Raw genomic sequence first — 13068 nt, forward strand, 5'->3', positions numbered from 1 at the left:
ACGGACCTGATGGTCCTCCTCAGGATGAGGTCTTGAGAGAGGAAATCGGTGTGCTGCGGTGCCTCTCCCTCAATCGACCAGGTTCTGGTGCTTCAGCGCGTCGACATAGCCCTCACGGGCCTTGTTGACTTCGGTCCGTTCGGAGACCTCCGGCACGGCGACGTCCCACCAGTGACCGCCACCGTTCTCGCCCGGCCCGTGCATCGGGTCCGTGTCGATGACGATCACCGCCGGAATGGCCCGGTCCTTTGCGGCGAGGATCTGCGCTTCCAGATCGGCGATGTCCTTCGCCTTTACCGCGTGGGCGCCCATGGCGGCCGCGTGGGCAACGAAGTCGATGTCCGGCTGCGCCTCGACGTTGCAGTTTTGATAGAGGTTGTTGAACTGGTTGCCACCGGTGCCCATTTGCAGCCGGTTGATGCAGCCGTAGCCGCGGTTGTCGGTGAGCACCACCGTGAACGGCACCCGCCGCATGACGGCGGTCGCCAGTTCCGAGTTGGCCATCATGTAGGATCCGTCACCGACGAAGCAGACGACATCCCGCTCCGGCTGCGCCAGCTTGATGCCCATGGCACCGGCAATCTCGTAGCCCATGCAGGAATAGCCGTATTCCATGTGATAGCCGCCCTGCGGCGCCTGCCACAGAAGCTTCAGGGCGCCCGGCATGGTGCCGGCCGCGCACATGGCGATGGTTTTTTCCGAAGACGCCCGCTGCACCGCGCCGATAACCTCGGCGTCGAGCGGCAGGTAGCCTTCGGGCACATCGGTCCGTGCACTGCAGTGGGCATCGACCTTGGCCAGCCAGTCGACACGGGACTGCGGATTGAAGGCCGATTTTGTCTCCGCGCCGAGTGCAGCTGAGATCTTCTCCAGAGACACCTTCGCATCGCCGATGACACCGACGGCGCCATGCTTCAGGGCGTCGTAGCCCTGAACGTTGATGGAGACGAGCTTGCGGCCGGGTTTCTTGAAGAGCGCCCAGGAGCCGGTGGTGAAGTCCTGGAAGCGGGTGCCGATACCGATCACGAGATCCGCGCTTTCGGCAATCTCGTTGGCGCAGGCCGAGCCGTCGACCCCGGCGGTGCCGAAGTTCATCGGATGAGACTGCGCCAGCGCCGACTTGCCCGCCTGGGTCTCGATCACCGGAATGCCATGCCTGGTCGCAAACGCGCCAAGAGTATCTTCAGCCTGCGAATAGACAACGCCGCCGCCGCAGACCAGAACCGGGTTCTTCGCGGATTTGATGAGGGCGACAACATCGGCGATGTCCCGGCTGTCCGGTTCCGGGCGTCGGATGCGCCAGACCTTCGGCTCGAAGAAGCTTGCCGGATAATCGAAGGCTTCTGCCTGCGTGTCCTGGCAGAAGGCCAGGGTCACCGGGCCGCAGTTGACCGGGTCGGTCATCACGCGGAAGGCGCGCGGCAGGGCCGTCAGCAGGTGTTCCGGGCGGCTGATGCGGTCGAAGTAGCGCGATACCGGGCGGAAGCAGTCATTGGCCGAAACCGTGCCGTCGTCGAAATCCTCGACCTGCTGCAGCACCGGGTCGGGTGCGCGGTTGGCAAAGACATCGCCGGGGATCAGCAGCACCGGCAGGCGGTTGACATGGGCAAGGGCTGCGGCGGTCACCATGTTGGTGGCGCCGGGGCCGATCGACGAGGTGACCGCCATCGCCCGTGTGCGCTTCTTGGCCTTGGCATAGGCGATAGCTGTGTGGGCCATGGTCTGTTCGTTCTGGCCGCGCCAGGTCGGCAGGGCGTTGCCGGCCTGCTCCAGCGCTTCGCCCAGACCGGCAACATTGCCGTGGCCGAAGATCGCCCAGATGCCGTCGATGAAACGCTCACCGTCCTCGGTCATCTGCGCGGAGATATACCGCACCATGGCCTGCGCGGCAGTAAGGCGGATTGTGCCGGTCATGCGGGAATTCCTTGAGGTTCGTTGACGCGTGCCTGCGCGCGGGCATCATCCCAGATGCGACACAGGCTGTCGAAGCGGGTCAGCATGTCGGCGACGGCAGCCTCGTCTGTCAATTCGCCGGCGAGCCATTTGCGCGCTGCGTCCGCGAAAATAGTCCGGCCGACGGCAAAGCCCTTGACCAGCGGGAAACGGGCGGCTTCCGCAAAGCTTGCGGCCAGCTCTTCCACCGGCGCATCGAGGCCGAGCACCACGATGCCGCGGGTATAAGGATCGTTTTCGGTGATAGCGGCACAGGCTTTTGCCCAGGCCTCGGTGGACGTCATCGGTTCCAGCTTCCACCAGTCCGGATAGATGCCGATCTCGTAGCAGCGCCGGATAATGTCGGCGGTGGTGTCGCTATCTACCGGGCCGACCTTGGAGGGGATGACCTCCAGCAGCATTTCCAGCCGGTTGCGGCGGCAGGCGGCAAACAGTCGCTTCAGGACATCTTCCTGCTCGGCCTTCATCGCGTCGGTGTCGTGCGGATGATAGAAGCACAACACCTTGACCACATGCTCTGTCGGCCATTCGGCCAGGCCGCCGAAATCCGGACCGATTTCCGGTTCCAGTGTCAGTGGCCGGGAGGTAGGCCACTCCACCGGATGACCGATCCAAAGCCCGGTTCCGGCGGCCCGATAAAGCGCCTCACGGCCATGTCGGCTGTCGCACAGAATGCCATAGCCCGGCTGGCCGTCCGCGACCGAAAGAGCCGCGTCGAGGCAGAGTTTCTTGAACGATCCGATCCGCTCGTGATCGGCATTGGCCGTATCGGCCATCTGTTCGAGCTGAATACGGTGGTCGAAGGCAAAGACACGCATGGTCGACCAGTCGCCGCCGTGCAGCCGGTGCCGGTTTGTGGACCAGTGGATCTGTTCCAGTTCCGGGTCCTTGCGCAGGGCCTTGTCCTTCACGCCCCGTTTCAGGAAGAACTGCAGCTCTTCCCAGCTCGGATACGCCGGCGTGCAGCCGTGCCGGGAGACGGCAAACGCGCCGCAGGCGTTGGCATAGGTCAGGGCCGTGACCCAGTCTTCTCCGGTGATCCAGCCTTTCAGCAGCCCGGACATGAAGCCGTCGCCGGCCCCCAGCACATTGAACACCTCGATCGGAAATCCGGGACCGGAAATGCCCTCGTCGAGGCTGTCGGGGATCGCGCCTTCGAAGGCGGTTGCCCCCATCGGCCCGCGCTTGCAGACCAGCGTCGCACCCGACACCTTTCGCACGTTGCGCAGTGCCTCGACCGTGTCGGTGGTTCCACCGGCAATGTGGAACTCCTCTTCCGTACCCACGATCAGGTCGAAGAGATGCAGCGTCGACTGCAGCTTGGCCGTCACCTTGTCGGAGGCTATGAAGCGGTTCTCGCCGTCGCCGTGGCCTGACAGGCCCCAGAGGTTGGGGCGGTAGTCGATGTCGAGCGCGGTACGGCTGCCGTTTTCGCGGGCAAGCCTCAATGCCTTCAGAACGGCAGCTTCCGTCTGCGGATGGCTGAGGTGTGTGCCCGTGGCGACCACGGCCTTGGCGGAGGCAATGAATGCAGGATCGATGTCACCTTCGCCAAGAGCCATGTCGGCGCAGTTCTCGCGGTAGAAGATCAGCGGGAACTGTTCCTGGTCGCGGATGCCGAGCAGCACAAGCGCGGTGAGCCGCTCCCTGTCGGTGATCACGCCTTGTGTGTCGACACCGTGCCGTTCCAGTTCCTCGCGGATGAAACGGCCCATGTGTTCGTCACCGACGCGGGTGATCAGCGCGGATTTCAGGCCGAGCCGAGCCGTGCCGCAGGCCATGTTGGTGGGCGAGCCGCCGATATACTTGTTGAAGGACGCCATGTCCTCCAGACGGCCGCCAGCCTGGGCTCCGTAGAGGTCGACCGACGAGCGGCCTATCGTGATGACATCGAGTTTCTTCACGTGCACATTCCGTTTTTGATTCAGCCCGTCAGATGGTGCCGCCGAGGGAACCTTCCAGTTCCGCCAGTTCCTGGCCACCGGCCATCAGGTCCTGAAGTTCTTCCGCTTTTATGTCTCCGCGCTCTGCGGTGCCAAGCGTCTTGCCGCGGTTGAGCACCGTGAACCTGTCGCCCACGGCCATGGCATGGCGCACGTTGTGGGTGATGAAGACAACGCCGATGCCTTTTTGGCGGACCTTGTCGATCGTCGCCAGCACGTTGGAGGTCTGACGCACACCCAGGGCAGATGTGGGCTCGTCGAGGATCAGCACCTTGGCTCCGAAGAAGACGGCGCGCGAGATGGCGACCGTCTGGCGTTCACCGCCCGACAATGTGCCGACCGCCTGGTCGGGCGAGCGCAGGTGAATGCCCATCTTGGACATCTCTGTCATGGTGACTTCGTTGGCTTCGGAAAAATCGAAGAACTTGAACGGGCCGAAGCGCCTTTGCGGTTCGCGGCCCATCCAGAAGTTCCGGGTGACCGACATCAGCGGGATCATCGCCAGGTCCTGGTAGACGGTCGCGATGCCGGCTTCCATGGCGTCCCGCGGGCTGTTGAAGCTGACTTCCTTGCCTTCCATCAGGATCTTGCCCTTGGTCGGCTTGTGGACGCCGGACATGGTCTTGATGAAGGTGGACTTGCCCGCGCCGTTGTCGCCCAGAAGGCAGTGGCATTCACCGGCCTTGACGGAAACGGAGACACCATTGAGGGCGATCACCGGGCCGAAGTGTTTTTCGATATCGACGAGTTCGATGAGGTTGTCGGACATCTTAGCGTTCCCCCGTGATCATGCGGCGGATGTAGGTGTTGAGGATCACGGCGAGCAGCAGGATAACGCCGAGGAAAACCCGGAAGAGCGAGCTTTCGACCCCGGCGAAGAAGAGGCCTTGCTGAACGACGCCGAAGATCAGTGCGCCAAGCGCCGCGCCTACCACCGAACCGTAGCCGCCGGTGAGAAGTGCGCCGCCGATCACCACGGAAATGATGGCTTCGAATTCCTTCAGGAGGCCGCGGTCGGCTGCAGCCGAGCCGAATTCCATCACCTGACAGGTGGCGAAAATTGTGGCGCAGAAGGCGGAGAACATGAACATCAGGATCTTGACCCGGTTCACGGGCACGCCGACGTAGCGGGCAGCCTGGGCGTCGCCGCCGGCGGCGAAGATCCAGTTGCCGAAGCGGGTGCGGGTGAGCAGGACATGGCCGAACACGATCAGGATGATCGCCCAGATCATCAGCATCGGAATGCCTTCGACCACCGGCAGTCCTGCTTTCGGGCCGGCAACGAACTTGCCGACAATGCCGAGATCGGCCAGCCAGACAAAGAGGCCGGAAAAGACCTTGCCGCCGAAAAGCCAGGCGATCGGGTCACCTTCCGCCGCTTCACGCACGCCGCCGATGATGGTCTTGCGGGTGGTGGCGATGGAAATGAAGATCGTCAGACCGCGCAGAATGTAGAGAAAGGCGAGGGTGACGATGAAGGAGGGCAGGCCGGTCTTGATGACCAGGTATCCGTTGAGCCCGCCGATGGCCAGCGCCATGGCAAATGCGACCAGGATACCGAACCACGCGGGGAACCCCCACTGAACAGTGAAGAGCGCGATGATGACGCCGGAGAAGCCGATCATCGAGCCGACGGAGAGGTCGAATTCGCCTGCGATCATCAAAAGGCAGGCGCCGACGGCGATGATGGCGAACTGGGCAGAGACTGTGCCCCAGTTGATGATGCCTTCCGGGGCAAACATGCCGCTGTCGCTGGCGATGCCGAGGAAGAACATGAATACGAGAATGGTGCCGCAGATCGCGCCCAGCTCCGGGCGGATCAGGGCTTTGCGCATGGGCGACATTTCGCGGATGCGCTCGTCTTTCTGAGGGGCGGCTGCCGATTTTGTCTCAGCCATAGGTCTCCTCCTGCGTGCCGGGGTGGCCGGCCGCGTCCAGTATGCGGCCCGGCCGCAGAACAGTGTTCTGGAATTCAGCGCTTACCCTTCGGGGTGCGCGAGCGTGTCAGTTGCAAGGGAGAGGCGGAAGGCCGCCTCTCCACAAGGCCGCGTTTGGCGGCCCTTCAGCTTAGCGGTATTCGCCGGCGTACTTTTCCACCAGGGCAATGTTGCCCTTGGTCACGAAACCCGGGCCGGAGTTGATGGAGTTGCCCGGAACCACGCCGTAACGAGCCAGGTTCGTCAGGATGACGACCGGCAGGTAGCCTTGCAGGTAAGGCTGCTGGTCGATGGCAAAGGCAATCACGTCGCCCTTGATGGCTTCAGCAATTTCGCCGGAAAGGTCGAAGGTGCCGAAGTGGATGGTGCCGGACTTGCCCATGTCTTCCAGCGCAGCCAGCGTCGGATGTGCAGAGGTCGGGCCGAGGGTCAGGACGCCATTGGTGTCCGGGTTGCCCTGCAGGTAGGCCATGACCTTGGACTTGATTTCAGCCGGGTCCTGGCCGCTGTCGATCATCTGGCCACCCAGTTCGACGCCCAGTGCATCAGCATAGCCCTGGCAACGTTCAACCGAAGCCGGGTTGGTGATGTAGTGGTTCACACAAAGGAAGCTGGTGACGCCGGCCGCCTTGGCCTTTTCGCCTGCACCCTTGCCGGCATCGTATTCCGGCTGGCCGACATGCATCAGAGCGCCGATTTTCTTGGACTGCTCTTCAGTGCCGGAGTTGATGGTGATGACCGGAATGCCCTTGGCAACCGCGTTGGACAGCGGGCCGCTCAGAACGTCATAGTCGGCGATCGTCGCGATGATGCCGTTCGGGTTGGACGCAGCAGCCTGTTCGATGATGCGAGCCATGTCGGCAAGATCACCTGTCGGCGGGTTGCGGTATTCCACTTCAACGCCCATCTGGCCACCGGCAACGGTGATGGCGTTCTTGATCGTGTTCCACCAGCTGTCGCTGTCCGGAGCATGGCTGACCAGAACGAAACGTTCGCCTTCAGCGGAGGCCGGAGCGGCAAGGCCGGTAAAGGCAACGGCGGCAGCCGCCATTGCAATAAGTGTCTTCTTCATGGTGTTCCTCCCAGAACGTGGACCGCGGGCCTCGAACAATCCCACCCGCGTCATCAGAAGTCTGTGGCGGCTCGGGTTCACCGTTGCCGCATTTGGAATATAAATTCCATTTTTATCGAAGCGCAACAGATTTTTTCCAGAAAAATCACAGCCTGTTCCGTTGAGCCCCCACGGAAACGGCCAGGGCAATGGCCAGCGAGAGACTTGCGGACAGCGCCCGGAACGCGCCTACGTCCAGTTCCGAGACCAGTAGCTGGATTGCCTTCAGGCGTGCGAGCGGGCTGGTCACGACATCCGTAATCGCGACAATGTCAGCGCCGCTGGCGCGGGCCTTGGTGGCCATGTCGATGGTCATTTCCGTGTACGGGGCGAAGGTCACCGCGATTACCGCGTCGTTCGGCCGGATCAGGTGTTCCATGTTGATGTTGGCGATGCCTGAATGGAGAACCGCCGGCACGTCCATCTTTTCGAAGGCATAGGCAAGATACGACGTGACCGGGAAGGCCCTGCGGAAGCCGATCATGTGAATCGTTTCGGCACGGGCCAGCACATCGACCGCCTGTTGAAGTGCGGTCGGGTCGACGGTTGTCAGCAGGTTTTCCAGTGAAGAACGGCCAACCTCGACGAATTCGGCAAGGAGGGCAGAAGGGGACTCGGTGCCGTGCTCGCGCAGTTTGGCGAGGCGGGTGGCGTAGTCCGGCCATTTCTGGGAATAGTCCGAGCGGAACAGTTTCTGCATTTGCGAAAAACCGGAGAAGCCCATTTCCTGGCAGAAACGCATGACGGCGGATGGCTGAACTTCGGCGCCTTCGGCAAGTTCGGCAACCGTGGAAACTGCCACTTTGTCCGGATTGGCGGCGATGTAGTTCGCGAATTGTTTCAGGCGCTTGGGCAGTCTCTCGGCGGTGCTGCCGAGCCGGGCAAAAAACGCATCGATCGATTGCGGCGGCGCAAGGATTTCGGCGGTGGCGAGATTGGGTTCATTTTCTGGATCGGGCGAGGCGTCATTCATTGTCTTCTTCTTTTCCGGCTTGACACATTCCGTCGAAAATGATTTTGGAATTTTTATTCTAAATTGGCAAGCGCTGGTTCAAACCGCTCTGCCACATGTCATCCGGGAGGAAGTATCATGGCCGTCAATGTCGCCCTGCTTGGGGCTGGACGTATCGGTAAAGTGCACGCAAAGGCCGTTGGCGCGGCCGCCGGCGCGACGCTCGTCGCTGTTGCGGACGCCTTCCCGGAAGCCGCCGAAACGCTTGCAGCCGCCTATGGCGCCCGTGTCAGCACGATCGACGAGATCGCTGCCGCCGGCGATGTCGACGCGGTGATCATCTGCACGCCGACCGACACCCATGCCGATCTGATCGAAAAGTTCGCACGCGCAGGCAAGGCGATCTTCTGCGAGAAGCCGGTCGATCTGTCGCTGGACCGGGTGAAAGCCTGCCTGAAGACGGTAGAAGACCTTGGCGCAACCTTGATGCTGGGGTTCAACCGCCGTTTCGATCCGCATTTCCGCGCCGTGCGCGCGGCCATCGATGAAGGCCGCATAGGCGACGTGGAGATGGTGCAGATCACCTCGCGCGATCCGGGTGCGCCGCCGCCATCCTACATTACGTCGTCCGGCGGCATCTTCCGTGACATGACCATTCATGATTTCGACATGGCCCGGTTCCTGCTCGGCGATGAAGTCACGACCGTCTACGCGACGGCGTCGGTTCTGGTCGATCCGGAAATCGGCAAGCTTGGCGATTACGACAGCGCCATGGTGGTGCTGACGACGGCGTCCGGCAAGCAATGCTCCATCTCCAATTCCCGCCGGGCAACCTATGGCTACGACCAGCGCATCGAAGTGCATTGCTCCAAGGGTGTGGTGAGTGCGGAAAACCAGCGTCCGGTATCCATCGAAGTGGCAACCGAAGCCGGATACACACGTCCGCCGCTGCATGATTTCTTCATGACCCGCTACACGGAAGCCTATGCGGCTGAAATCACCGCTTTCGTCGAGGCTATCGAAACCGGTAGTGCGCCGTCACCAAGTGGCGAGGACGGATTGAAGGCACTCGCCCTGGCGGAAGCTGCCCTCAAGTCCATCGCCGAACGCCGCGCCGTCGGCATGGACGAAGTCTGAGCGTCAGAACCACTATGACCTCATCCTGAGGAGGACCGTCTGGTCCGTCTCGAAGGATGGGCGGCAAACTCATGAGCAAGCAGCCCATCCTTCGAGACAGCGCCAAGGCGCTTCCTCAGGATGAGGTTAAAGGGCGGAACGGTCCGCTTCGTCACCTCCGGGAGGATCGGATTACATGACAAGTCTCGGTATCGGATTGATCGGCACCGGTTTCATGGGCAAGTGCCATGCGCTTGCCTATGGTTCGGTGAAAGCGGTGTTCGGCGATGTGCCGGCGACCCGCCTGGAAGTGCTGTGCGATGTTCCTGCAGAAAAGGCAGAAGCCTTTGCCGACCAGTTCGGCTTTGCAAGGGCAACGAGCGACTGGAAAGATCTGATAGCGGATCCGAAGGTCGACATCGTCTGCATCACCACGCCCAACAAGGTGCACAAGGAAATGGCGCTTGCCGCGCTCGAGGCCGGCAAGCATGTGCATCTGGAAAAACCGATGGCGCTCGGCCTGGAGGACGCCAGACAGATGCTGGCTGTTGCCGAAAGAACAGGTGCGAAGACTATCGTCGGCTACAACTACCTGCATAATCCGGCGATTTCGCATGCCCGCAAACTCATCGCGGATGGCGCCGTCGGCCGGATCGTGCATTTCCGCGGCATGGTCGATGAAGACTACCAGGCTGACCCGGACCTCGCCTGGACCTGGCGGGCAACCAAGGCCGATGCGGGCCTCGGCACGCTCGGCGATCTTGGCTGCCATCTGATTTCGCTCGCAACCGCGCTCGTCGGACCGGTCGAAAGCCTGATCGCGGAGACAAGAACGGTTCATGAAACACGGCCCATGGGCAATGGCTCAAGCGAGCGGCGTCCGGTTGAAAACGAAGACATCGCTTCTGCGCTGCTGACCTTCGAAAACGGTGTCCATGGTGTCGTCTCGACCTCGCGCAGTGCCTGGGGTCGCAAGAGCTACATCGGCTTCGAGGTGCATGGAACGGAAGGCATGATCACCTTCGATCAGGAACGCATGAACGAACTCCGCCTCTACCAGAACCGGGGTGAGCTTGCCGAACAGGGTTTCAAGACATTGCTCAGCGGGCCAGCTCATCCGCCGTATGGGCAATTCGTTCCGGCAGCCGGCCATCAGCTCGGGTTCAACGATCTGAAGGTGATAGAGGTTCATGAGTTCCTGAAGGCGATTTCCGAAGGGCGCAACGCCGTGCCGTCTTTCCGGGAAGCGCTTCATTTCGAGGCGGTGATCCATGCGATCGCCCAGGCCGGAGAGACGGGCTCCCGGGTGCGGGTCTCCAGGGCGGACTGACGCCGACAGCATCCCACTGTCTATCGCTTACTTTATTGTTCAATGGGCGCGAACAGGCCGGTTCCTGTTCGCGCCCTTTATCTGTTGCGGATGATCCCTACAAACTCTTGAGAATACAGACCGTTGGTCCGCCGTGCTCGGCAGGCCTTGCCGGCTCTGCGGGCTTACTCAGATCCGGGAGATCCTCTTGGCCAAGGTAATCGTTTTCTTTGCCCACCCACGACCGCACAGGTCGGAGGTGAACCAGCCGCTGTTTGAAATCGCGCGGTCGATCAAGGAGATCACAACCGTTGATCTTTATGCGGACTATCCGGATTTCAGCATTGATATCGACCGGGAGCAGGATCGCCTGCGGGCTCACGACGTGATTGTCTTCCAGCACCCGCTTTACTGGTATTCGGCACCCGCCATCATGAAGGAGTGGCAGGATCTCGTGCTGGAACATGGCTTTGCCTATGGTCATGCCGGCAAGGCATTGCATGGCAAGGTGTTCCTGAACGCGGTTACGACCGGTGCCAAGCCGGATGCCTATTCGCAAACGGGCATGAACCATGCCGAGTTGCGCAGCTTGCTGGGCCCGTTCGAAAAGACGGCGGACCTTTGCGGCATGCGCTACCTCGCGCCCTTTGCGCTGTTCGGGGCCGGGCGGGCACTGGAGGAAAACCGGTTTGAGGCCCACCGCCTTGCCTATGGAAAGCTTCTGAATGCTTTGGTTCGTGATCGGCTGGATCTTGCAAAGGCGGCTGCAGCGCCGGTGCTGCCGGATGACCTGGATGCGTTCCTGCTGGCAGGGGAGACGGTCTGATGGCGCTGCTCAGCGAAGCCTTCGTCTATCTGTGCGCGGCCGTCATCGCGGTGCCGATTGCCAACCGGCTCGGCCTTGGCTCCGTGCTCGGTTATCTGATTGCCGGTGTGGTGATCGGGCCGGTCATCGGCATCGTCGGATCGGAAGCGGCCGACGTGCAGCATTTTGCCGAATTCGGCGTGGTGATGATGCTTTTCCTGGTCGGGCTGGAACTGCAGCCCGCCATGCTCTGGAAAATGCGTCAACAGCTTGTCGGGCTTGGTGGACTGCAGGTTGTCGGGACAGCGCTCGTCTTTGCCGCTGCCGGTCTGGCGTTCGGTCTTCACTGGCAGAGCGCTTTGGCGCTCGGCATGATCCTGTCGCTCTCTTCCACGGCCATCGTCTTGCAGACCCTCAACGAGAAAGGTTGGCTGAAAACGCAAGGTGGGCAGAGTTCCTTCTCGGTATTGCTGACCCAGGATATCGCGGTCATTCCGATGCTGGCGCTTCTTCCGTTGCTTGCCATCAGTGGCCATGGCGGGGAAGGAGCCGCGGATGGGCATGGCGAGAGTGCCGGTCATGGTGGCGAAGCTCTGGCGGCCTTGCCGGGCTGGGCACAGGCTCTTGTCATTCTGGCTGTAATTGCCGCCATCATTCTGGCAGGGCGTCATCTGCTGCGGCCTGTCTTCCGGTTCATAGCCGAAGCGCGCCTGCGGGAAATCTTTACGGCAACTGCGCTGCTGCTCGTAATCGGCATTGCCCTAGTCATGGATTTTGTCGGTCTGTCGCCGGCACTCGGTACCTTTCTTGCCGGGGTTGTCCTGTCCGACAGCGACTATCGTCATGAGCTGGAAAGCGATATCGAACCCTTCAAGGGCCTGTTGCTTGGTCTGTTCTTCCTGACGGTCGGGGCGGGGATCGATTTCGACCTGCTGTTTGGTGCCCCTTTATCGATCCTTGGACTCGCGCTCGGCTTGATGGCAGTCAAGTTTCTGGTGCTGTTCCTGCTTGCAGCCCTCTTTCGCCTCACAGGGCCAGATCGGTGGCTGTTCGCGCTCGGACTGGCACAGGCAGGGGAGTTCGCTTTCGTGCTGTTCGGATTTGCCTCGGGCAGCGGGGTGCTGGAACCATCGCTGATCAAGACCATGACCCTGGTGGTGGCGATTTCCATGCTGCTGACACCCGCGTTGTTCATCTTCTACGAAAAATTTGTCGCTCCACGGGCTCTGGCGAAAGCGGATCGGGAACCGGATGTCATCGACAGGCGCGGCCGGGTCGTTGTCGCGGGCATGGGCCGGTTCGGCCAGATCGTTTCGCGACTGCTGCTGACCAGTGGCTATGACGTGATCATTCTCGATCATGACCCGCAGACGATCGAAAACCTGCGCAGGATAGGCATTCGAACCTTCTATGGTGATGCGACCCGGCCAGACCTTCTGCACGGTGCCGGGCTGGACGATGCCGACCTCTTCGTTGCCGCGCTAGATGATCGCGACAAGCAGACCGAATTGGTGGAACACGTTGCCAAGACCTATCCGAATGTTCGGATCCTCGCCCGTGCCCGCGACCGGCATCACGTCTACGAACTGGAAAATGCCGGTGCTCATTGTGCCGAGCGGGAGGTCTTCGAAGGGGCCCTGGCGCTTGGACGCCAGGCCTTGACCGAGCTGGGGTACCATCCGTTCCGGGCACGCACCAAGGCGAGGGAATTCCGTCATCACGACATTGCGATGCTCGATGACCTTCGCGAGAATTTCAACGACGGTGGCGTCGACACTTCCTATATCGACGCCATGCGGGCGCATTCCGAAACCCTGTTCGAAATCATGCAGGTCGACAGGGGCGGTGATCGCCCTGAAGGATCGGAACGTGGCTGGACGCCTCCTCCAAAGGGCGATGCAACGCTCTGACGGGGGGCGGAAAGCAGCGTTCCAGCAAAGAA

The 13068-nt window shown here is 61.5% G+C and carries 10 protein-coding genes; 4 read left to right on the forward strand and 6 right to left on the reverse strand.

The genetic code is table 11. The features are described 5' to 3' along the window. Positions 1 to 69 precede the first annotated feature (69 nt). The 6 genes from iolD to FIV05_RS11405 form a co-directional block, all read right to left on the reverse strand. A complete protein-coding gene (gene iolD / locus FIV05_RS11380; RefSeq protein WP_152509614.1) occupies positions 70 to 1914 on the reverse strand; it encodes a 3D-(3,5/4)-trihydroxycyclohexane-1,2-dione acylhydrolase (decyclizing) in 1845 nt (614 codons plus the stop codon). After that, positions 1911 to 3857 (reverse strand): 5-dehydro-2-deoxygluconokinase, encoded by a 1947-nt coding sequence (gene iolC, locus FIV05_RS11385; RefSeq protein ID WP_152509615.1) that lies wholly within the window; start codon positions 3855 to 3857, stop codon positions 1911 to 1913. Before iolC ends, iolD begins: the two co-directional genes overlap by 4 nt. A 28-nt stretch (positions 3858 to 3885) precedes the next feature. Further along, the gene (locus FIV05_RS11390; protein ID WP_152509616.1) at positions 3886 to 4665 is read right to left on the reverse strand and encodes an ATP-binding cassette domain-containing protein; all 780 of its coding nucleotides are present in this window, start codon (positions 4663 to 4665) and stop codon (positions 3886 to 3888) included. A gap of 1 nt (position 4666) precedes the next feature. After that, positions 4667 to 5794: an ABC transporter permease gene (locus tag FIV05_RS11395; protein ID WP_152509617.1), complete on the reverse strand. Its 1128-nt coding sequence runs from the start codon at positions 5792 to 5794 to the stop codon at positions 4667 to 4669. A gap of 169 nt (positions 5795 to 5963) precedes the next feature. Continuing rightward, positions 5964 to 6905, reverse strand: a complete 942-nt coding sequence (locus FIV05_RS11400; RefSeq protein ID WP_152509618.1) for a sugar ABC transporter substrate-binding protein — start codon at positions 6903 to 6905, stop codon at positions 5964 to 5966. Between the two features lie 145 nt (positions 6906 to 7050). Further along, positions 7051 to 7917, reverse strand: coding sequence for a MurR/RpiR family transcriptional regulator (locus tag FIV05_RS11405; RefSeq protein WP_152509619.1), 867 nt, complete (start codon positions 7915 to 7917; stop codon positions 7051 to 7053). Between the two features lie 117 nt (positions 7918 to 8034). Between FIV05_RS11405 and iolG the strand changes: the two genes are divergently transcribed. From iolG to FIV05_RS11425, 4 genes are all read left to right on the forward strand, one after another. Then, complete coding sequence (gene iolG, locus FIV05_RS11410; protein ID WP_152509620.1) at positions 8035 to 9033, forward strand: inositol 2-dehydrogenase; 999 nt, start codon at positions 8035 to 8037, stop codon at positions 9031 to 9033. A gap of 175 nt (positions 9034 to 9208) precedes the next feature. After that, positions 9209 to 10342: a Gfo/Idh/MocA family oxidoreductase gene (locus FIV05_RS11415; protein WP_152509621.1), complete on the forward strand. Its 1134-nt coding sequence runs from the start codon at positions 9209 to 9211 to the stop codon at positions 10340 to 10342. A gap of 187 nt (positions 10343 to 10529) precedes the next feature. Then, positions 10530 to 11147: an NAD(P)H-dependent oxidoreductase gene (locus tag FIV05_RS11420; RefSeq protein WP_209009944.1), complete on the forward strand. Its 618-nt coding sequence runs from the start codon at positions 10530 to 10532 to the stop codon at positions 11145 to 11147. After that, complete coding sequence (locus tag FIV05_RS11425; RefSeq protein ID WP_152509622.1) at positions 11147 to 13036, forward strand: monovalent cation:proton antiporter-2 (CPA2) family protein; 1890 nt, start codon at positions 11147 to 11149, stop codon at positions 13034 to 13036. Before FIV05_RS11420 ends, FIV05_RS11425 begins: the two co-directional genes overlap by 1 nt. Positions 13037 to 13068 lie beyond the last annotated feature (32 nt).

Source organism: Labrenzia sp. THAF191a, from assembly GCF_009363335.1.
GTDB classification, from domain to species: Bacteria; Pseudomonadota; Alphaproteobacteria; order Rhizobiales; family Stappiaceae; genus Roseibium; species Roseibium algicola.